Raw genomic sequence first — 21,216 nt, forward strand, 5'->3', positions numbered from 1 at the left:
AATATTAAAATAAAATCAATTACTTAATTTAGTTTTTTACAAAACTTTTTATAGACTAATAATTAGTAGGAAAATTACTTTATATAATAGAATTTACTTAAAAGTAAAAAACAATTTATAAATTTTGGAAAGTAAAAAACCAATGCATGTTTAAATTTGCATTGGTTTTTATTTATTATATTTTAATCTTATGTAGTTTTTTTAATAAATGAGTTTTCGTTTTTATTTATTAATCTAACTATATTTGAGCGATGAGCAAGCATAACAATTCCGGCCGCTATTATATATATTGATGCAACAGATGCAAATATTAATCAAGCATTATTAATATTAATATTGTTTAAAAAGTAAGTATATTTATATAATGAAAGTGTTATCTGTGGAATCATTAAAACAAAAGTTAATGGTGTACAAAATACAGTTACAATAATTACAGCTAAAGAAACAATTTTTTTTCATTTCATCATAACAACAAAAATAATTACACTAAAAATTAATAATAATATATTAATAGAAAAAATTAAAACTACTGAACAAGAAACACCTTTTCCGCCTTTAAATTCATGAAATATAGGCCATATATGACCAATTATTACACCTAATGTTATAGATTGAGTTATTATTAAAAATGGTATTTTATCTTCAAAAAAATAAATTAAAAGGCCTAATGTCAATGTTGGAATCAGTGCTTTTAAAAAATCTAAAACAAAAATAATAATTCCAAATTTTTTCCCATATACTCTTGTTGAGTTTGTAGCACCAGCATTATTTGAACCATTATTTCTAATGTCGCCTTTTTCCTTTTTCTTAGAAAAAATAATTGCAAAATTTACTGAACCAATAAAATATCCTAATGATAAAATTGCTAAATTTATTAGTATTGATAAAAATATCTCCATAAAACCTCTTTAATAATAATTTTATATTAAAATAATTTATTTATAATAATAACGTTATGATTTATATTTTTTCTGATATTGATGGGACAATGTACCCATTTAAAGGTAATCCAACTAAAGAAACAATTGATTACATCTCACAGTTAAGAAAAGGCAATGAAAATGCTAAAAAAGTTTGTTTAACACTCAATACAGGTAATCCAATGGTACCAAAAATTAAAAGAATTAGCCAATTATTAAATCTTAGATATTTAATTGGGTCAGGTGGAGCAGCAATTTATGATTTTGATATTAATGATTTTATTTACATTAAAATTATTGATCATGAAAGTGTTAAAAAAATGTTTGATTTGGCTCTTAAGTATAATCTTTCTATTTATTATGCTTCAAGGTGAAAATTATTTCGTTATAACGTAAGCGATAAATTTAAAGAGTTTATTAATGAGCATACCGATACAACAAATGAAGATTGAGATGAAAGTGGAAATATTGATATTGAAATTGATAAGTTTGAAATTTGGGGCGAAAATAGAAAAACAGTAGAAGCATATTCAAAGGAGATGCAAGCCTTAAACTTGCCAATTAATTTTGTTGATATGGGTGCAACTCATATAGAGGTTACTGCTTTAGGAACTAATAAGGGTGAGGCAATCAAATGAATGTGTGAACATGTATTTAATGTTTCAACAGAAGATGTTATGGGTATTGGCGATAGTAATAATGATATAGATATGTTAAAAACTGTTGGATATTCATATGCTATGGATAATGCTAATGATAATGTGAAAAACATTGCTAAATATTATACTTGCGATGTATTACAAGAAGGACTTGTTATGGCAATAAAAGATTTTAGATTAAGAAGAATGCCATATATAGAACAAGAAATTGCTAATAGAAAATAGTTAAATTGAAGTAAATTATTATATAATAATATTACTTAATTTAAAGCCATCTTAGCTCAGTAGGTAGAGCACATCCATGGTAAGGATGGGGTCGCAGGTTCAATTCCTGTAGTTGGCACCATATGGCTCAAAAAAGGGCCTATATAACAAGCAAAAAACTTCAGCCTAAAAAGCTGTTGTTTTATTTTCTTTAAAAAATGCAAGTTACAATGTGCTAATTTATAAAGTAAATTTTTTAAATTAGTTAACATGAATATTATTAATTTAAAGACTAATAATATAAAATTAATAATATGAATAATAAAATGGTTAAAAATTCGCTCGGATATAATACAAATTTATATGTTTATCAAGATAAAAATATGTTTAATTATTCGGTTGATAGTATTTTGTTGGGTAATTTTACTTATATTGGAAAAGGTACAAAAAGAATGTTAGAAATCGGCGCTAATAATGGCGCTCTTTCAATATTTATGGCTGATAGATATTCAAAATTACACATTGATGCTGTTGAAATTCAAAAAAAAGCAGCATTGCTTGCTATTAAAAATGTTGAAATGAATAATAAACAAGAACAAATTAAAATTATTAATCAAGACTTTAATTTATTTTGAAAAGAACATATTAAAAATAGTCAAAAAAAATATCAAGCAATTGTATGTAATCCACCATTTTATAGGGTTGAAAAATCACAACTTAAAACTAAAAATATTACAAAAGAAAAGTTAATTGCAACTCATGAAATAGAAATTAATCTTGAACAAATTATTGAGGGATCTTCAAAAATTATTGAGCAAAAAGGATATTTAACTATTGTTCTTCCAGTTGAAAGAATTGTTGATTTAATGCAATTATTAAGGCAGTACAAATTTGAACCAAAAAGGATTCAATTTGTTTGTCCAAGAATTAATGAAAAACCAAAATTTGTTTTGCTTGAATCAAGATTTATGTCTGGATGAGGAATTCATTTTCAAGAAAATTTATACCTTCACCCTAATGATAAATCTACTCACATTTATAATGAAGAGATAATTAAACTATATAAACCTATTAAGATAAAGGAATAATTTATGAATAAAAAAATATTAATTACTACTCCGCTTTATTATGCTTCTGGAAATTTGCATATTGGTCATTTATTTTCAACTAATTTGGCATGAGTTTTAAGAAACTTAAAGCGTATTCAAGGATACGATGCAAAATTATTAAGTGGTATTGATGAGCATGGTTCAAAAATTCAACAAAAAGCAAAAGAAGAAGAATATCAGCCACAAGATTTTGTAAATTATATTAATAATAAATTTTTACATTTATGAGACGCTTATAAAATTGATATTGATTTTTATGAAAGAACAACTAATGTTCATCATATAAATATTGTGGCTAATATTTTTGAAAAGATGCTAAAACAAGGTGATATTGAATTTAAAAATTATACATCATGATACTCAACCAGTGATGAGGAATTTGTTACATTAACAAACGCCATTCAAAAGGAAGATGGTTATTATCATCCTGTAAGTTATAATAAGCTTATTAAATTAGATGAAAATAATTACTTTTTTTTAATGAAAAAATATCAAAAATGATTAGAAAGTTTTTTAAATAATAATGTAAAAATTTATCCTATTAAGGTTCTTAATGAAATTACTAATAACTTTTTAAATGAAGGTCTTGAAGATTTATCTGTAACAAGAGAAAATGTGGAATGAGGAATTAAAACACTTAGTAATAAATCACAGACAATTTATGTTTGACTAGATGCGCTTTTTGGCTATTTAACTGGCTTAAATTATAAATCAGATAATGATAATAATTTTAGTGATTATTGAAAAAATTCTTATAAAAGAATTCAAGTAATGGGAAAAGAAATTTCGAGATTTCACTTAATTTATTGGCCAATTTTTCTTCAATCATTAAACTTAACATTACCAACAGATTTTTTAGTTCATGGATGACTGCTTTCAAAAGGTATGAAAATGTCTAAATCAATCGGCAATGTAATTGATCCGTATCAATTGCTAAAAAAATATGATCCTGAAATGATTAAATATTACTTTGTAGCAAAAATTGATCCAAAAAATGATGGCAATGTTGATGATGAATTAATTATGAATACTGTAAATTCGGAACTTATAAATAATTATGGCAATCTTATTTCAAGAACTCTAAAAATGAAAAGTAATTCATTTACTGCTCCTGTTAAATATTCAACACCTACAACTGAACAAGAAATAGAAATTGAAAATAAGTTAAAAGAATTTTCAATACATGCTGATAAATTTATTGAAGAATACAGAATTAATGAATTATTTGAATTTATAATTAGATTTTCAAGTGAGCTTAATTTATATATTGAAAATACTAAACCTTGAACTTTAAAAGAAGATTTACCTAGATTAGAAAAAATTCTTAATTTACTACTAAATGGAATTTATGCAATTTCATGTTATTTAAAGGCAGTTATGCCTAATAAAATAAAAGAGCTTGAGCAAGCACTAGGCATTAAATTTAATGCTAAAAATATAGCAAATTTTAATAAATTTGATAATATAAATCCAGTTTCAAGTTTTATGCTTTGAAATAGAATTAAATAAAGGAAGTTAATATGGAACAAGAAATATTAAAAGAAATACAGGCTTTTACTAAAGAAAAAGTAACAATTTCTTCAAATATAAGAGATTTAAAAATTGATTCACTAGATCTTGTAGAATTAGTTGTAAAAGCTGAAGAAAAATTCAATATATCTATTTCAGATGAAGAAATTACAAAACTAATTAGCGTTAGTGATTTTATTGAATTAGTTAAACAAAGGTCTAACAAATAATAAAAATAAACTTAATTATAATATAATAATAAATACATAGAGAGTTGTATAGCATAGCAGCGTTGATACATGCCAACCTGTATTTTTATAAGGTGGATAGCAAGGGGATTTTATCCCAACATGTGTTGTGATTAAAAGTACAAACTTTTCTGCGTAAGAAAAGTTTTTTTATATTAAAATGGAGGAAAAATGAATAAATTAAACAATAAAATTTTGTTTACATCTGAAAGCGTAGGTAAAGGTCACCCTGATAAAATTTGTGATCAAATTAGCGATAGAATTTTGGATAAAGTTTTAAAAAAAGATAAAAACTCTAGAGTTGCTATTGAAACAATGGCAAGTAATAGATTAATTGTTATTGGAGGAGAACTTACAACTACTGCTTATGTTGATGTTATAAAAGCTGCTTGAGAAGTGCTTTTCAGTATTGGTTATACTGAAAATGATTTTACAATTATATCTAATGTAAATTCACAAAGTCTTGACATTAATCAAGGTGTTGATAAGGAAAATGGCGAATTAGGAGCTGGTGATCAAGGTATTATGTTTGGTTATGCTACTAATGAAACAGCAAATTATATGCCGTTAGCAATTTCTCTTGCTCACGAAATTCTTAAAATGATTACTAAAATTAGAGAATCACTATTAAATTCAAACAAAGAACTTAATGAATTGGAGCTTGTTTTAGCTTCAACAAGCAAATTATTTGATATGAAATCTCAAGTTACTATTGATTATACTAATGAAAATCCTCTTTTAGATACTATTTTAATCTCCATGCAACATCGCGAAAATACTGATATCTTTCTTTTAAAAAAAGCTATTAAACAATTAGTTTTATTTCCATTAACAAAAAAATATAAATTAAATAATGATTTTAAATTTTTGTTTAATCCTACAGGTAAATTTGTAATTGGTGGACCATTTGGCGATACTGGATTAACTGGTAGAAAAATTATTGTAGATACATATGGCGGTAGTGCACATCATGGTGGCGGGGCATTTAGCGGAAAAGATTATACAAAAGTAGATAGATCAGCTGCCTATGCTGCTAGATATGTTGCTAAAAATATTGTTGCAGCAAATATTGCTTCAGAAATTGAAATACAGCTTTCTTATGCAATTGGTGTTAGCCAACCTGTTTCAATTTCTATTATTAAAATAAAAGATTCAAAATATTCAAAAACAGAAATTATTCAAATGATAAATCAATTATTTGATTTATCTCCTTCAGGAATTGTAGAAAAGCTTAATTTAAAAAATGTTGAATACTATAAAACATCTTACTTTGGTCATTTTGGTAAAGAGGGTGAAAACTTTACTTGAGAAAAACTAGATATGGTTGATCAAATTAAAGAATATTTTGAGGGAAAAGAATAAATGAATTATATTGCCTATGATGAGTATATTGAAAAAAAGTCAAAATTTATAGGATTAAAATATATTATTAAATCTAAAGATAATGTTGAATATATAATTAAAAAACTTTGAGAAGAACATAAAAAAGCGCGCCATATTGTGTATGCATATATTATTGGAAATGAACAAAATTATACTGGCTCATATAATGAAGATCGAGAGCCAAATGGAACTGCTGCTAAACCTATGTATAATTTACTTTTAAAAAAGAAAATGTTTAATACATTAGTAGTAGTTGTTCGTTATTTTGGTGGCACAAAATTAGGGGCTGGCAAATTGCTCCGAGCATATATTAAAGCATATAAATCATTTATATAAAAACCAAAGATCAACTTCGTGGTCTTTGGTTTTATTTTATAAACATTTATTCTTAATACTTTAACAATATTTTAATAAATAAATTTAATGCTTTAAAGGCTTTTAAATTTAATTTATTAATTGCTTGTTTAAACAACTAGCTGATATAACGCTAACTAAAACTAATAATGCCATCTAAAATAATTATTTAAGAAATTCTTTAACTATTTGAGAAATGTTTTCAGGACAAAAACCTTTTTCTTTATAAACAATTGGTCCATCTGCTGAATAGCCATAACCATTAGCTAAAAATGCATCAAATTTAGTATATTTTGACAATCTAAATCACATTGAATCACTTGTGGCTTCAATTGCAAATGCAGGAGCTAATGCTAGATTTAGTTCAGCTATTAATTTATCATTATTTACTAGATCTTGTAAAATAGGGACTGAAATAACTTGTGCTGTAATTCCGTCTTTTTTTAATAAATCAGCAACTTGAAATGCTAATTCTACTTCAGAACCTGATGCCAATAATGAAATATCAAATTTAAAAGAGGTTGAAATTACATAAGCTGGCTTTAAATTTTTAATGCATGATAAATCAAATGATTTGACAGCTTGTCTACAAGCAATAATTGAATATTGTTCTTTATTTTGATTTAATGCCTTTTGAAATGCGCCTAACATTTCTTTACCATCTGCTGGACGAATAACTTTCATATTACTCATAGCTCTCAACATAGGAATTTGATCAAATGGTTGATGTGTAGGGCCATCTCCCCCAACTTGATAGCTATCATGAGTAAATACATGAATAGAAGGGATTTCCATTAAACTGCCTAATCTAAGTGCTCCTTTAGCATAATCGGCAAAAGCAAGGAATGTAGAATCAATAGTTCTTAATTTACTACTTAAATAAATACCATTATTAATAGCTACCATGGCATGTTCTCTAATCCCATATTTAATATATTTGCCACCTTCTTGTAAAGATGCATTAAATTTAACATTTGTTGCTGCAGCTAAATCTGCTGAACCAGCTAATATATTGGCGCTTGACTCTAATTTTTTCATTACAGGAACAATATAATTTCTTGTCGGAACATTAGTTTCTTTAAGTTCAATATCACTAAAATCATAAGTGAATTCACCTTTAAAAATAGATAATAGCTCTTTTGCTAATTCTGGATATTTAACACTGTAATTTTTTCATTGTTTTGTTCATTTATTGAAGTTTTTCTTTTTATTTACTCAAGATTGTTGAACAAAATCATAAACATCTTGATCATATTCAAAAGGAATGGTATTTTCTAAGCCGATTTTTTTCTTGAATTCAAGAGTATTAGTTTCATCTAATGTTCCATTGTGACCTTTTGGAGTATCAGCATTTGGTGTATTTTGTGCAATAATTGTATGAATTTGAATATAGGTAGGAAGTTGCGATTTTTTTGCTTTATTTATAGCGTTTAAAATATTTTCGTGTGTCGGCTCTTTGACTACTATAGTATTAAAATTTTGTGATCTAAAAAATTTTATAAAATCAATATTATTAACTTCCGAAGCTCTTGAATCAATTTGCACATTATTAAAATCATGAATTAAAACTAATTTATTTAATTTTAATGTTCCCGCTAACTGAATTGCTTCAAGAGCAACACCTTCTTGTAAACAGCCATCGCCATGAAGAGCAAATACATTATGGTTAATCACTTTGAAACCAAGCTTATTATATCTACTTGCTAAATATTTTTCAGCTATAGCCATTCCAACTGCCATAGCAATACCTTGTCCTAATGGACCAGTTGTTGCTTCAACATATTCTAAAGCATCAATTTCAGGGTGGCTTGGTGTTTTAGAGTGTAATGTTTTGTGACTTTGCATATCTTCTTTAGATAATAAACCTAAAAAATGCATAATTGAATACATTGACATTGAACCATGTCCTGCACTTAAAATAAATCTATCTCTATTAATTCATTTAGGTTCTTCTTTTGAAATATTAAGAATATCTTTAAATAAAGTATAGGTAATTGGTGCAGCCCCTATTGCCATACCAATATGTCCTCCCTTTGCTTTATTTATTGAATCTAAAGCAATACCGCGCATTGATGATATTGCTTTTTTTGTTAAATTTTGTTCCATTTTTTAACCACCTTTATTAGTTTTTTGTATTTTAATTATACTATTTTATTAAAGTTTTTTAATAGTTTAAAAACTAATAATAAATATAATAATAATTATGAAAATTAACAATCTTACAATAACAGAACAAACTTATGAAGGATATGGAGGCACTAGACAAAATAATAAATTAATCTTAGTTGAAAATGCTTTAGTAGGCGAAAATGTAAATGTTTTTATTTATAAAAAAACTAAAAATATTTACTATGCTAATGTAATTAAGTTTAATATTAAATCGCCTGATAGAATCATTGAGAATAGTGTGTTACTTCAAAGCGGTGCTGCATTAATTTCAAATATTTCATATGAAAAACAACTAGAATTTAAAAATAATTATGTTTCTTACTTATTTAATAGAAATTTAAATATAAATCCTAATCCCATAATTAAAAGCGCCAAAATATGAAATTATCGAAATAAAATTACACTTTTTACTAAAATTATTAATAATAAAATTAATTATTATTTGAAAAAGAAAAATTCAAATGAGTTAATTTTAGTTAATGAGTTTAAATTAGCATATGAACAAATAAGTAATATACTTTATAAAATTCAAAAAAATAAATGAAATTTTAATGAAAATTCAATTATATCAATAATGGTAAGGAGTAATGAAAGACAGGATCAATTTCAAATTTTGTTTGAAATTGAAAATTATAATAAGCTTTTAATTAAACAATTAAGTGAAATTAAATTACTCGATTCTAGAATAAAAAATATATCATATAAACTAAATGAAAAGATAGTAAATATTTTAAACTATGGTTTTTCAATTAATATTGAAAATAAAGAATTTGTAATGGACGTTAATTCATTTTTTCAAATTAATCTTTTGCAAGCGACTTTAATTTATAATCAAATTAAAGATTTTATTAAAAACACAAATTCATATAATATTATTGATGTATTTTGTGGTGTTGGTTCAATTGGTATTTTTGCTTCTAATAATAATTTAGTGGGAATTGAAATTGTAAAGCAAGCTATTGAAAATGCTAAAATTAATGCACAAAAAAATAATATAAAAAATTATAAATTTATTGCCGCTAATGAAAGCAATTTAAATATTAATTTTAATATGTTTGATTTTGTAATTTTAGATCCGCCGCGCGCTGGTGTTAGTGCTAAAAATATACAAAAAATAAATGAAAGTAGTGTTAATTATATAGCATATTTAAGTTGTGACGTACGAACACAAGTTCGCGATCTTAAATTATTAAATACTTATAAAATATTAAGTGTAACTCCATATGATATGTTTCCTCAAACTCCGCATATAGAATCGCTTTGCTTTTTAAAAAAAATAAAATAATATATTTATAATTTAAATATAATTAAATAACGAATAATTGAAAGGAATTAAATGAGAAAAACAAGTGTATTAGTCATATCAATTTTTATTATATTTTTCAGTTTAGTCTTAAATTTCATTCCTTTTCAGACTTATAATTTAAGTAACAATTTATCACAATCTCAATTTAAAAGTGTTAGTGTTTTTGTAATGGGAATGTTAGGGGTTTTATCAATAATTAATTTTAAATCTCTTGGTAATATTGATGAATTTTGAAATGACTTATTAAGTGGTTTTTTTGATATTAATATTACAACTGGATCTACATCATTTGAAGTTCAAGATTTAAAAATTTTTATTGCTGGAGTAGTTATAGGGTCATTATTATTAATTTGATTAATTACGGGGATGATTTCAACGTTTATTTGAATATTTATAGCATTACTTAGAAGAAGAATTACTACAATGATTTTTATGATTCTTGCCTTTGTTTGTTTTATGGCCTTAATAATAACTTTTAATATTAGTGAATTTGACATTATGAAAGAACATAAATTTGTAACTTATCGTGATACATCAATAATTTTTAGTTTATCAACAATGGGTGGCTTTTCAATGTTTTTATCGGCTTGATTTATTAAAACTAAAAAGAAAAAGGGAAAATAGCATTTAATTGTACTATTTGATATTTGAAATCTTAGGCACTGCATATTTAATTTCTTTGAAGTTGAATATGCAGTGCCCGATTTTTTTTGTTTTACAAAATAAAAAAAGATTGCAAATTTATTATTAGAATGTAGTTATATAAATTGTTTTAAGTATCTGACTTTAAACAATATTGTAATTTATTTAAAGCTTATAAAGTAATAATATAAAAAAATTAATGTTTTTTAATTTAAAATTTTTTTGTCGCATAAATAATTTTGCTTATTTATTTTTTAAAATATCTGTTTAACATAAATTAAAAAATAAAATATAACTTAGATGTATATATTAAAGTATATTGTTATTAAATTTAGTTTGTAACAAATATTATATTATAATTATTCGTAATATATTTATTAAGAGGCATGTGTGAAGAAAAAGGCATTATTTTTTTAGTATGTTCTTTGTTTACAATTGTTCCTAGTATAGCAATTTCATGTAATAAAGAAAATATTAAAAAAGCTGTAGTAGAAAATACTTTTAAGCAAAAGACAAAAGCTGAAAATGATAAGAAGCGACAAGAAGAAATTAAAAAACAACAAGAAGAACTAGCAAAAAAAGAGCAAAAAGCTAAAGAAGAGTTGCAAAATGCTAAAAAAAGTTAGAAGAGGCAACCAAAAAAGAGAAACAAGCTCAAGAAAAATTAAAAGAGGCTGAAGAGGCTGAAGAAAAAGCAAAATTAGAATTAGAAAAACAAACTCAAAAAAGTAAGTTATACAAAAAAAGTGTAGGAAATAAAAATTATAATTTATTTAAAAATATTGGCGATAAAATGAGTAGAAATCCTTGAAATACTATAGGGGTTGGAATAGGAATAGGTTTTGGAATTCAATTAATCTTTTTTGCTACATTAGTAGTTTATGGTCATATAAAAGATTTGTTTGGGTGATAAAAGTGATGAAACTAAAAAAAATACTATTATTAATTAGCACTTTTATTTCTGTAAGTTTATTGTCTACAATTATAATTTCGTGTCAAAAAATTAAAAATAATCAACAGGAAAATAAAAAAGAAATTAATAATAAAATTGCAAAATTATCAACACAATACAATCAGAATTTACAATCAATTAAATTAAAAAACAGTTTCACTTCAGCTATAGAAAATATTAAATTAAAAAATAGTGTAAAAGAAAATGTTCAGGTCTTAAAAATTAGCGCGCGCACTCAAAATAAAGAAACTGTTCATCAAAAAAATACCAAATGAATATCAAATCACCCTTGAATTTCATTAGGAATTGCAATTGGTTCTACTTTTGTTTTTATGCCGTTTGTTTATGCGGCAGCATTAGCTGCTATTAATAGCTGAACAACTAAAAGTTAATCTTTTTATATTAAAAATGCTAAAGCTAAAAATAAAATAATAATAATAATAATAATAATATGTATAAAGGGTATATCTGAACTTGCATTTATCAAATTTAAATTTAGCTTGAATAAAATAAATATATTAATATTTGATCTGTAAGAACTATAATGGTGATTCTTGCCTATTCTGTAATTTTTAATGTCACTCGTTTTTTTGCTCTGGGGTTAAATGGTCTCACATAGATCATCATATCCCATACCCAATTCCTGCAAGAGCTCCAATTCCTAATAAAGAAAGAAATCCATAAAGTAAGAATATTTTTGTTTTTTGTTTGATTAAAGTTTTTGACAAGTGAGACTTAGGTGCCATTAATAATTGTAATTTTACTTCTGAAAGTGTCTCTTTATTAGAAACGAGTCTTTGTTGATGTCTTTTAATATCTTCAACAAAATATTCGGATTTTAAGTCAAAATTTTCAATTGTATTTTCTTTATTTAATTCATTATTAAAATGAAATATAAATTTTTTTTGCAATTTTAATTTTTCAATATTTTTTATTGAAACCAAGGAAATGGAAATGCTTATAACACCAAATAATGTAAGAAATTTTATTATTGATTTATTTTTTTTAACCATGTTGCTCTTTTAATATTCTAATTTTTATATTTATTATATAAAATATAAAAATAAATATTCAATAATTTTTAAATTAAAACTAAAAATTATTTGATAATTTAAATTAATATGACTCAAATTATCATAAGTGTTATTTAAAATAAAAAAAAGTAGTCCTACATAGACATTTAGGAGACCAAATAAATTATACAATAAAAAAGTATCATCATTTAACAAAAGAAGAAAGATTCTTTATTCAAAATTCATTAAAAAATAATATGAGCATACGCGCAATTGATAAACAAATTAAAAAAGGTTCATCAACAATATCTAGAGAAATTAAAAGAAATTCAAATTATTTTGGCTAATATCAGTTTGAAAATGCAAATAGAAAAATCGCAAAACGGCACATTGTTTTATTATTCAGTCAATTTCGAATTCGAGTCTTTTAGTAAACTATTTAAAAACAAATACGATAAAAAGTATTTTAGAATTAAAACAACTTATAATGAACTTAAAAAAGTTGACAATCTAAAAACACCCTTTTTAAGGACAATTTTCAATTGAATCAAAACAAATGCTTAAATCTTAACAAGAAAAAATAGATTAAGAAGTTATTACAAAAAAGGCAGAAAACGATATACATCTGTTATATAAAGGTTGATTAAAAACGCTGATTATGTACTTACTATTTGAACAAGACCTAAAAAAGTTGATTTAAGAAAAGAATATGATCATTGGGAAGCAGATTTAGTGCTTGTAAGGGAAAGCGACTGGCTACAGAAACGTATTAACACTTACTGAAAGAAAAACAAGAGTTGGGGTTGCAGCTTTTGTTACTTCAAAGTCACCACATGAAATCAACTCAAAATTAAAAGAAATTATTACAAATTATAATCTTATTGTCAAATCAATAACAATTGATAACGAAATAGAATTTGAAAAAATAGGAATACTGGCAAAATGATTAGGAATAACAATATATAGAGTAGAACTATATGCATCGTTTCAACAAGGTTCAAATGAAAATTGGAATGAGCTAATTAAAAAAATTTAAAAAAAGATATAACTTCAATTTAATCACTGGATTCGAACTATTAGAAGTTGTAAATAAATTAATAATGTACCTCGAGAGATTTTTAATTGAAAATCATTTCAAAAGCTATTTTCATTAAAAAACAAAAAATAAGTAAATTTAATATTTCTTAATTTATCAAATATATTAAAAATCTTGATTTATGGTAGTCTCGATTTGTTTTGAGACATTTTTTGTTATTCCTTATTCATGTTATAAGAAATTTTTTTGAAGTTGCAAATTAAAAGATAAAATAAAAAAATATCAAACGCGTATGTGTTGCACTTGATATTTCTCTTTAGCAATTAACATCTGCTAATGCAGATGTTAATTTTTTTATTCTAGTTTTGATTTCTTATTACTTTTACTTTAATTATTAAACAAGTTCAATAATTGCCATTCTACTATTGTCACCTTGACGACGAGGCAATTTAATTATTCTTGTATATCCACCATTACGATCAGCATATTTAGGACCAATTTTGTTAAATAAATTTTGTAAAACTGTTTCTTTTTCAGATACTGAAATATTTCTTAAGAATGCAGCCGCTTGTCTTCTGCTTGCTAAAGTATTCATTTTAGCTTTAGTAATCATTCTTTCTACATAACCACGTAGTTCTTTTGCTCTTGTTAATGTTGTTGTAATTTTTCCATATCTAAGTACATCAGTTGTTAATGAACGCATAACACCTTGTCTTCACTTGGTATCTCTGCTATATAATTGTGTTGGATTTGCCATATTAATTATCTCCTTCCGCTAATTTAAAACCATGTGCTTCAAGTTTTTCTTTAATTTCCACAACAGTTTTTTCACCTAAATTTTTAACTTGTTTAAGTTCTTCATAGTTCATTTTTACTAATTCATTGATGTATTCAATACCCTTACGTCTTAGTCCATTATTTCCTCTAACACTAAGTCCTAATGCAGAAATTGGCACTAATTTATTTTCATTGTCTTTTTTAATAATTTCTTCTTCTTCAAAAATTTCTTTTTCATCTAAGTTTGTAATATCACCAATTACATTTAAGTGAGCTACTAAAATTTTTGCAGCTTGAGACATTACATCTTTAGCTAAAACTGTATTATTTGTAACTAAGTCAATAATTAGTTCTTCTTCAATTTTTGATGAAGCTGAGTTAAGTTCTTTAACAATAATATTAACTTTTCTAACTGGTGAGAAGTCACTATCTAATGCAATAAGTCTTGAATTTTCAAAAACTTTATCTCTAACTAAAAGCGCTTCTTCATTTTTAAGAGCTTCAATTTTTTCTTTATTTTCTTCAAATGATTTAAATCCTCTACCTGGCATTAAAAACAATTCAAATTCAAGAGCATCTGTTTCTGCAGTAGCAATAACAACGTCTTTACTTACAACTTCAACACCATTAGCATTACTCATATCTAAGTAAGCTGCTGTATATTGTTTAACACCTGGCTCATCTGCTTTGAATTTTACTTTAATAATTTCGTTATCACTTACTAATTCAGAATCAAATGAAAAATCTATTTGTCTAAGGTTAAGAATAATTTTCGCAACATCTTCCACTACACCTTTAATTGTAGAAAATTCATGCTCTGCATTTTTGATACGGATTGCAAATGGAGCAACACCCGTAATTGATGAAAGCATAACTCTTCTTAAAGCTACACCTAATGTTTGACCTAAACCTCTTTCTAAAGGTTTAACTGTGAATTGAGTTTCATAAAATGATTTAGCTTTTTGTTCTACTTCACGGTACTTAACTTTTGCATATTTTTCCATTAATTACCTTCTTATTTAGATTGTCTTTTTAGAACTTTTTTAGGTGGTCTTGTTCCGTTATGTGGAACAGGAGTAACATCTTTAATTTCATTAACTTTAATACCTGATACTTCAATTTGTTTTCTAGCCATATCTTTACCAGATCCTAGACCTTTTAATTCAACATTAACTTCTTTTATTCCATGTTCTTTAGCTTTTTCTGCTGCTGCTGCTGCTGCTAGTCCTGCTGCATATGGAGTTTTCTTTTTAGAACCTTTGTATCCAATAGCGCCTGATGAGCTTCATGCAATTACATTACCTTTTAAATCTGTAAATGTAACAATTGTGTTTTGATGTGATGAGTGAATGTGTGCAATACCTGAGGTAATATTTTTACGTTTAATTTTTTTAGTAACTTTTGAGTTTTTAACCGCCATAATTATTTACCTTTCTTTCCAGCTACAGTTTTTCTTGGGCCTTTTCTTGTACGAGCATTTTTCTGTGTTACTTGTCCACGTACAGGTAATCCTTTTCTGTGTCTAATTCCTCTGTATGATTTAATTTCCATTAAACGTTTAATATTTAATGAAACCTCTCTACGTAAATCACCTTCTGTTGTATATTTTTTAGCAACTTCACGAATTGCTGATAATTGTTCTTCTGTAAGATCTTTAACACGAATGTTTTCATCAATGTTTGTTTCTTTAAGAATATCTTGTGCTAATGATCTACCAATCCCATAAATGTATGTTAATGAAATAACTACACGTTTATTGTTTGGAATTTCAACGTTTAAAATACGTGCCATTTTTTACCTCTATCCTTGTCTTTGTTTATGTTTTGGATTAGAACTACAAATTATTCTAATCACTCCATTACGTTTAATTTGTTTACAGTCCTTGCAAATTCTTTTAACACTTGCTCTTACTTTCATAATTTCTCCTTATTTATGTCTATAGGTTATACGACCTTTTGAAAGATCATATGGGCTTATTTCTATATCGACTGTATCACCTGGTAAAATACGAATGTGGAATTGGCGAATTTTTCCTGAAATATGACAGTCTACTTTCATTCCGTTCTCTATTTCTACTTGAAAATTGTCATTATTAAACATTTCAATAACTTTTCCAGTCATTTTGATTGCATCTCTTGCCATCTTAAATTCCTTTCGTTAATATAACAGGTTTCCCGTTTTTGATTAAAATGGTGTGTTCATAGTGGGCAGCATTTTTATTTGCAACACTAATAACAGTTCATCCATCTTTTGCGATTTTGATTTTTGGAGAATCTTGTAAAATCATTGGTTCTATACAAATTACCATTCCATCCTTAAGTTTTGGGCCTGCGCCTTTTATACCATAATTAGGTATATTAGGGTCTTCATGAAGTGAAGTTCCTATTCCATGGCCAGTAAACTCAAGTGGGGTAAAATAACCTTGCTTACGAATATATCTTCCTATTGCATAAGATATATCTCCAATTGTAGCACCAGGCTTAATTGCTTTAATTCCTTGATTAAAAGCTCCCTTTGCTACTTCTACTAATTTAATGTCTTGAGGGGCACCAACTCCAACAATTTTTGTGAATGCACTATCAGAATGATATCCCTGATATTTGCATCCTGCATCAATTTTTAGTACATCACCTTCTTTTAAAACATATTCAGAAGGAATTCCATGAATAAGTTCTTCATTTACTGATGCACATATTGAAGCAGGGAACCCATGATAATTTAGAAAATTAGGTTCTGCTCCTCTTTTTTTGATTTCTTCAAAAGCAATCGCGTCAAGTGCTTTTAAAGAAACCCCTGGTCTTATGTTCTCAAACAAAATTTGTTTTACTTCAGCCAGGATTTCACATGCTTTTGAAATTAATTTAATTTCATTTTCATTCTTAATATATGCCATTAAATATCCAAAACCTTTCTAATGTTTTTTATCACATCAGTAACTGGTTGATTTGAATCAATTGTAACTAATTTATTATTATTTTTATAATACTCAACTAATGGCAAAGTTAACTCTTTATATATTTGTAATCTTGTTTTAATAGCATCAACACTATCATCACTTCTTTGGATTAATTTAGTATTATCTTTTTCACATAATTCACCATTTTTAGAAGGTGAAAATTCTATATGATAGCTTCTTCCGCATTTAGGACAAGTTCTTCTTCCGCTTAAGCGATTTAATATCACATCGTCAGGAGCTATAAGGAGAATAACAAAATTAATATTAATCCCGTGTTGTTCCAATGAAGAAAGATATACCGATTGATTTAAAGTTCTAGGGTAACCATCAAGAATAAAGCTTTTTTTATTCTTGGTTAATTGAAATGTTTTTTTAAAAACAACTTCATTAGTAATATCATCAGAAACATAATCTCCAGTTTCTACAATTTGTTTAATTGCTAAACCCAATTGTGAATTTGAAGCTATTTCTTGTCTAAATAAGTTACCTGTAGAAAGGTGAACAGCATCAATTTCTTGAGCTAATAAATTAGCCGCCGTTCCTTTTCCAACTCCAGGAGCTCCTAAAAATATTAAATTTATCATAATAACCCTTCATGATTGTTTGAATTTTTGATATTTGAGCTAAAGTTGGCCATTTTTTGAGCTTTATATCTAGCTTTAATTTGATTAACTGTTTCAATAGAAACTGAAACTAAAATCATTAAACCCGTTCCGCCAAAGGCAATTGCTGGCGGAATATTATACTTCATAAATATAATTTGCATAACAAATTGCATTGAAGCAATAATTGCTAAATAAATCGAACTAAAGATAGAAAGTCTAAATACAATGCCAAGTAAATAAGATTCAGTATCTTCGCCAGGTCTAATTCCTGGAATAAAAGTTCCACTCTTTACAAAATCTTCAGAAATTTTATCAACCTTTGATTGTTGAATTCCCATTAATATTGTAAATATAATTGTAACTCCCACTAATAAAGATAAACCGATTGGGGCTGTAAATACTAAATTTTTAGTAATTCAAGCCTTGCTTATTGATTCATGAGGAAGAAGATTTGAAATTTGAACTGGGAACGATAAAACCATAAATGCAAAAATAATTGGCATAATTCCGGCAGGATTAACTTTAATAGGCAATTTACCCATTTCCTTTATGCCGCTGCTTCTACCCGCTCCAACTTGTTGAATAGGTATTCATCTTTCTGCTTCATAAAAATAAGCAATAATAAATAATAATAATAAATATCCAATAACATATGTTGCTGTTTTTATAATTCCAGCAAATAAAGCTCCATCACCTAGTAATGCGTTAAATGCATTTGTGAATTGGGATGGGATACCTAATGATATCCCTGTAAAAATAATTAAACTTGTACCGTTCCCTATTCCTTTGTTTGTAATTTCTTCTGAAAGAAATAAAGCAAATAAAGAACCACCAATTAAGATTAAAGGAATAAATCCAAATTTAATAAAATTATTTGCTTCTGTTGCAAATGCAATTAATGGAAAATCACCACTAGCCATTGATTGACTAAGCAAAATTGCTTGAGGAATAGCAACTACTAAAGTTAATACTCTAGTAATAATATTAATTTTTTTACGGCCATGAGGACCTGATTGTGTCAATTTATATACAGGAGGAAATAATCTTGTTTGTAAAAGTGACATAATTAAACTTGCTGTAATAAATGGGCTTATTCCTAATGCCATTAATGAAAATTGTCTTAATCCCCCACCAGAAACTATGTTAAGTGTTGTAAAAAAGTTGTTGTCAGCATTAAGCTGAATAATATTTACATATGGGATTGTTATTTGAGTTCCTACTATATATATAAATAATAATAAAAAAGTAAATAAAAGTTTCTTAATAAGCGTGTGTTTAGATCAAAAATTTATATGAAAATGTTTGATCTTGTAGAAAACTTTTGAAAATCAGAAACCTAATTTATCGAAAAAGTTTTTAAGGGATCTCATTAGATAACCTCTACTACTCCTCCAATTTCTTCAATAGCTTTTTGAGCTGATGAAGAAACTGCGTTAACTTGTACTTGTAGTTTCTTTGTTAGTTTTCCATTACCTAATAATTTAATTGGTAATGTATTTTTTGTAGCTAATCTTATTGATCTTAAGCTTTCGATTGTAACAACATCGCCTTCGTTAAATCTTTCTTCAAGATCACTTAAATTAATCACTTGAAATTCAACATGGTTAACATTGTTAAATCCACGTTTTCCAATACGACGGAATCAAGGAGTTTGTCCCCCTTCAAAACCTAATCTATGTCCTTTACGTTTGTTTTGACCTGACTGACCTTTACCTGCTTGTTTACCTTTACCAGCAGCATGCCCTCTACCTTTACGATGTTTTTCTGGACGTGAATTTGCTGAATATTTTAAATTATGTAATTCCATGTATTTCTCCTTAGATTATATCGCTTACTTTTTTATCTCTTAAAGCAGCAATTTCTTCTGGTGTTCTTAACTCTCTTAGAGCTTTAAGTGTTGCTTTAACAACATTAGCTTTTGTACGTGAACCATATGTTTTTGTAACGATATCGTGATATCCTGCTAATTCAATTACAGCACGAACACTTCCTGAAGCAATAATCCCTTTTCCTTTTGGAGCAGGCTTTAAAATAACTTTAGAAGCTAGGAATTTTTCGGTAATTTCATGAGGAATTGTAGTTGAGTCTTTAATTAAAGGAACATCAACAAGGTGGTTTTTAGCATCTTTAACTGCTTTTTTAATTGCATCTGGTACTTCTTTAGCTTTACCATGTCCATACCCTACTTTACCTTTTTTGTTACCTACAACAACAAAGGCTGAGAATGAGAAGTTACGTCCACCCTTAACAACTTTAACAACTCTAGCAATATCAATTACTTTTTCGTCAAATTCATCTTTAACAGGTTTTGTGTTACGAGATGAACCTTTTCTTGCTCTTTGTTGTTTATTATTTGTATTTTGAGATGATTTTTTCTCTGTTTTTACTTCTACAACTTTTGTTGCTGATGCTGAAGAAGCTTTTGTTTCTTCTAATTTTGTTTCTTGTGCTTTTTTATTTACTTTATCCATTAGAATTTCACTCCTTCTTTTCTTATTGCATCAGCAAAAGCTTTCACTTTACCATGGAAAATGTAACCTGAACGGTCAAAAACAACTTTTGTAATATTGTTTTTTAGTAATAATTTCCCAAAATCTGATCCAAGTTTTTCTGCTGCTTGAATATTTCCTGAAAATTCTTTATTACCTTTTGTATTTAAAGAACATAATGTATGCCCTTTAATGTCATCAATAGCTTGTGCATAAAAGTTAGTGTGTGATTTAAATACTGAGATACGTGGCACTTCATGAGTTCCAGAAATTGATCTTCTAATTTTAACGTGTTTAATTTTACGTGCTTCATTTCTTGTTTTCATATTGTCACCAAGCTACTATTTAGCAGCTGTTTTCCCTTCTTTTCTTCTAATAACTTCACCTTTATAAGCCATACCTTTTCCTGAATAAGGATTTGGTTTTCTAACTTCTCTTACATTTGCAGCAAATTGACCGACTAATTGCTTGTTAATACCTGAAATTTTAGCCTCTAAAGGTTTTGGTAGCTCAACTGAAATACCTTCAGGTATATCTAATAATACAGGGTGTGAATAACCAGCTAAAACTTCTAATTGATTTCCTTTAAGAGTCATTTTGTAACCAACCCCTGTAAGTTTTAATTCTTTAACAAAACCTTCTGAAACACCAATTAACATTCCTGAAAGCAATGAATTTGTTGTTCCATGTAATTGTTTTGTCATTTTTTGTTCATTTGCACGAACTGTTGTAATTTGATTATTTTCAACATTAATTGTTATTAATGGGCTAAATTGTCTTGACAATTCACCTTTAGGACCTTTAATTGTTATTAAGTTATTTATATTTATAAGTTCAACTCCAGCAGGAATTGTTAATATACGATTTCCAACACGAGACATTAAA

At 26.6% G+C, this 21,216-nt stretch carries 28 protein-coding genes and 1 tRNA gene; 13 read left to right on the plus strand and 16 right to left on the minus strand.

Translation table 4 applies throughout. The features are described 5' to 3' along the window. Window positions 1-188 precede the first annotated feature (188 nt). Entirely contained in the window at window positions 189-899 is a 711-nt protein-coding gene (locus QMA87_RS01935; RefSeq protein WP_283833755.1) for a glycerol-3-phosphate acyltransferase, read from the minus strand. Between the two features lie 56 nt (window positions 900-955). On the opposite strand from QMA87_RS01935, the gene QMA87_RS01940 reads away from it, so the two are divergent. The 7 genes from QMA87_RS01940 (at window position 956) to QMA87_RS01970 (ending at window position 6,368) form a co-directional block, all read left to right on the plus strand. Next, a complete protein-coding gene (locus QMA87_RS01940) occupies window positions 956-1,804 on the plus strand; it encodes an HAD-IIB family hydrolase (protein WP_283823670.1) in 849 nt (282 codons plus the stop codon). A gap of 45 nt (window positions 1,805-1,849) precedes the next feature. Further along, window positions 1,850-1,925 (plus strand) — tRNA-Thr (locus QMA87_RS01945). 172 nt (window positions 1,926-2,097) lie between these two features. Continuing rightward, a complete protein-coding gene (locus QMA87_RS01950; protein ID WP_283833756.1) occupies window positions 2,098-2,871 on the plus strand; it encodes a tRNA1(Val) (adenine(37)-N6)-methyltransferase in 774 nt (257 codons plus the stop codon). Between the two features lie 3 nt (window positions 2,872-2,874). After that, entirely contained in the window at window positions 2,875-4,401 is a 1,527-nt protein-coding gene (metG, locus tag QMA87_RS01955) for a methionine--tRNA ligase (protein ID WP_283823668.1), read from the plus strand. Between the two features lie 11 nt (window positions 4,402-4,412). Further along, entirely contained in the window at window positions 4,413-4,631 is a 219-nt protein-coding gene (locus tag QMA87_RS01960; RefSeq protein ID WP_283823667.1) for a phosphopantetheine-binding protein, read from the plus strand. Between the two features lie 189 nt (window positions 4,632-4,820). After that, window positions 4,821-6,011 carry a methionine adenosyltransferase gene (gene metK / locus QMA87_RS01965; protein ID WP_283823666.1) on the plus strand — a complete coding sequence of 397 codons (1,191 nt, stop codon included), beginning with the start codon at window positions 4,821-4,823 and terminating at the stop codon, window positions 6,009-6,011. Next, window positions 6,012-6,368, plus strand: coding sequence for an IMPACT family protein (locus QMA87_RS01970; RefSeq protein WP_283823665.1), 357 nt, complete (start codon window positions 6,012-6,014; stop codon window positions 6,366-6,368). Window positions 6,369-6,551: 183 nt separating this feature from the next. Here the strand turns inward: QMA87_RS01970 and QMA87_RS01975 are convergent, their stop codons facing one another. Continuing rightward, window positions 6,552-8,492 carry a transketolase-like TK C-terminal-containing protein gene (locus QMA87_RS01975; protein WP_283830338.1) on the minus strand — a complete coding sequence of 647 codons (1,941 nt, stop codon included), beginning with the start codon at window positions 8,490-8,492 and terminating at the stop codon, window positions 6,552-6,554. Window positions 8,493-8,589: 97 nt separating this feature from the next. Between QMA87_RS01975 and rlmD the strand changes: the two genes are divergently transcribed. From rlmD to QMA87_RS02000, 5 genes are all read left to right on the plus strand, one after another. After that, window positions 8,590-9,840, plus strand: coding sequence for a 23S rRNA (uracil(1939)-C(5))-methyltransferase RlmD (gene rlmD, locus QMA87_RS01980; protein ID WP_283830339.1), 1,251 nt, complete (start codon window positions 8,590-8,592; stop codon window positions 9,838-9,840). Window positions 9,841-9,891: 51 nt separating this feature from the next. Continuing rightward, complete coding sequence (locus QMA87_RS01985; RefSeq protein ID WP_283823662.1) at window positions 9,892-10,485, plus strand: hypothetical protein; 594 nt, start codon at window positions 9,892-9,894, stop codon at window positions 10,483-10,485. Between the two features lie 404 nt (window positions 10,486-10,889). Further along, a complete protein-coding gene (locus QMA87_RS01990) occupies window positions 10,890-11,129 on the plus strand; it encodes a hypothetical protein (RefSeq protein ID WP_283830340.1) in 240 nt (79 codons plus the stop codon). Further along, a complete protein-coding gene (locus tag QMA87_RS01995; RefSeq protein WP_283830341.1) occupies window positions 11,113-11,235 on the plus strand; it encodes a hypothetical protein in 123 nt (40 codons plus the stop codon). The genes QMA87_RS01990 and QMA87_RS01995 overlap by 17 nt, the downstream gene beginning before the upstream one ends. 186 nt (window positions 11,236-11,421) lie before the next feature. Then, a complete protein-coding gene (locus QMA87_RS02000; protein WP_283830342.1) occupies window positions 11,422-11,847 on the plus strand; it encodes a hypothetical protein in 426 nt (141 codons plus the stop codon). Window positions 11,848-12,027: 180 nt separating this feature from the next. Here QMA87_RS02000 and QMA87_RS02005 read toward each other — a convergent pair whose 3' ends face one another. Further along, window positions 12,028-12,468: a hypothetical protein gene (locus tag QMA87_RS02005; RefSeq protein WP_283830343.1), complete on the minus strand. Its 441-nt coding sequence runs from the start codon at window positions 12,466-12,468 to the stop codon at window positions 12,028-12,030. A 257-nt stretch (window positions 12,469-12,725) separates the two neighbouring features. Between QMA87_RS02005 and QMA87_RS02010 the strand changes: the two genes are divergently transcribed. After that, entirely contained in the window at window positions 12,726-12,815 is a 90-nt protein-coding gene (locus QMA87_RS02010) for a hypothetical protein (RefSeq protein ID WP_283830344.1), read from the plus strand. 1,083 nt (window positions 12,816-13,898) lie between these two features. On the opposite strand, the gene rplQ is transcribed toward QMA87_RS02010, so the two are convergent. The 13 genes from rplQ to rplF are packed head-to-tail and all read right to left on the minus strand — an operon-like array spanning window position 13,899 to window position 21,212. Beyond that, the gene (gene rplQ / locus QMA87_RS02015; RefSeq protein WP_283823659.1) at window positions 13,899-14,261 is read right to left on the minus strand and encodes a 50S ribosomal protein L17; all 363 of its coding nucleotides are present in this window, start codon (window positions 14,259-14,261) and stop codon (window positions 13,899-13,901) included. A 1-nt stretch (window position 14,262) separates the two neighbouring features. After that, on the minus strand, window positions 14,263-15,285 hold the full coding sequence (locus tag QMA87_RS02020) for a DNA-directed RNA polymerase subunit alpha (protein WP_283823658.1): 1,023 nt from the start codon (window positions 15,283-15,285) through the stop codon (window positions 14,263-14,265). An 11-nt stretch (window positions 15,286-15,296) separates the two neighbouring features. Next, on the minus strand, window positions 15,297-15,701 hold the full coding sequence (gene rpsK / locus QMA87_RS02025; RefSeq protein WP_283823657.1) for a 30S ribosomal protein S11: 405 nt from the start codon (window positions 15,699-15,701) through the stop codon (window positions 15,297-15,299). A 2-nt stretch (window positions 15,702-15,703) separates the two neighbouring features. Then, window positions 15,704-16,072, minus strand: coding sequence for a 30S ribosomal protein S13 (gene rpsM, locus QMA87_RS02030; protein WP_283823656.1), 369 nt, complete (start codon window positions 16,070-16,072; stop codon window positions 15,704-15,706). A 9-nt stretch (window positions 16,073-16,081) separates the two neighbouring features. After that, window positions 16,082-16,198, minus strand: a complete 117-nt coding sequence (gene rpmJ, locus QMA87_RS02035) for a 50S ribosomal protein L36 (RefSeq protein WP_283823655.1) — start codon at window positions 16,196-16,198, stop codon at window positions 16,082-16,084. A gap of 9 nt (window positions 16,199-16,207) precedes the next feature. Beyond that, entirely contained in the window at window positions 16,208-16,423 is a 216-nt protein-coding gene (gene infA, locus QMA87_RS02040; RefSeq protein WP_283823654.1) for a translation initiation factor IF-1, read from the minus strand. A gap of 1 nt (window position 16,424) precedes the next feature. Continuing rightward, a complete protein-coding gene (gene map / locus QMA87_RS02045; RefSeq protein WP_283830345.1) occupies window positions 16,425-17,174 on the minus strand; it encodes a type I methionyl aminopeptidase in 750 nt (249 codons plus the stop codon). Beyond that, window positions 17,174-17,821, minus strand: a complete 648-nt coding sequence (locus QMA87_RS02050) for an adenylate kinase family protein (RefSeq protein ID WP_283823652.1) — start codon at window positions 17,819-17,821, stop codon at window positions 17,174-17,176. Before QMA87_RS02050 ends, map begins: the two co-directional genes overlap by 1 nt. Then, window positions 17,815-19,212 carry a preprotein translocase subunit SecY gene (gene secY / locus QMA87_RS02055; RefSeq protein ID WP_283827252.1) on the minus strand — a complete coding sequence of 466 codons (1,398 nt, stop codon included), beginning with the start codon at window positions 19,210-19,212 and terminating at the stop codon, window positions 17,815-17,817. Before secY ends, QMA87_RS02050 begins: the two co-directional genes overlap by 7 nt. Continuing rightward, window positions 19,212-19,649 (minus strand): 50S ribosomal protein L15, encoded by a 438-nt coding sequence (rplO, locus tag QMA87_RS02060; RefSeq protein WP_283823650.1) that lies wholly within the window; start codon window positions 19,647-19,649, stop codon window positions 19,212-19,214. Before rplO ends, secY begins: the two co-directional genes overlap by 1 nt. A gap of 10 nt (window positions 19,650-19,659) precedes the next feature. Beyond that, window positions 19,660-20,313 carry a 30S ribosomal protein S5 gene (gene rpsE, locus QMA87_RS02065; protein ID WP_430623763.1) on the minus strand — a complete coding sequence of 218 codons (654 nt, stop codon included), beginning with the start codon at window positions 20,311-20,313 and terminating at the stop codon, window positions 19,660-19,662. Beyond that, entirely contained in the window at window positions 20,313-20,657 is a 345-nt protein-coding gene (gene rplR / locus QMA87_RS02070; RefSeq protein ID WP_283823649.1) for a 50S ribosomal protein L18, read from the minus strand. The genes rpsE and rplR overlap by 1 nt, the downstream gene beginning before the upstream one ends. 15 nt (window positions 20,658-20,672) lie before the next feature. Further along, the gene (rplF, locus tag QMA87_RS02075) at window positions 20,673-21,212 is read right to left on the minus strand and encodes a 50S ribosomal protein L6 (protein ID WP_283833295.1); all 540 of its coding nucleotides are present in this window, start codon (window positions 21,210-21,212) and stop codon (window positions 20,673-20,675) included. Window positions 21,213-21,216 lie beyond the last annotated feature (4 nt).

The organism is Mycoplasma phocimorsus (assembly GCF_030077875.1).
Taxonomy (GTDB): Bacteria; Bacillota_I; Bacilli_A; order Mycoplasmatales; family Metamycoplasmataceae; genus Mycoplasma_H; species Mycoplasma_H phocimorsus.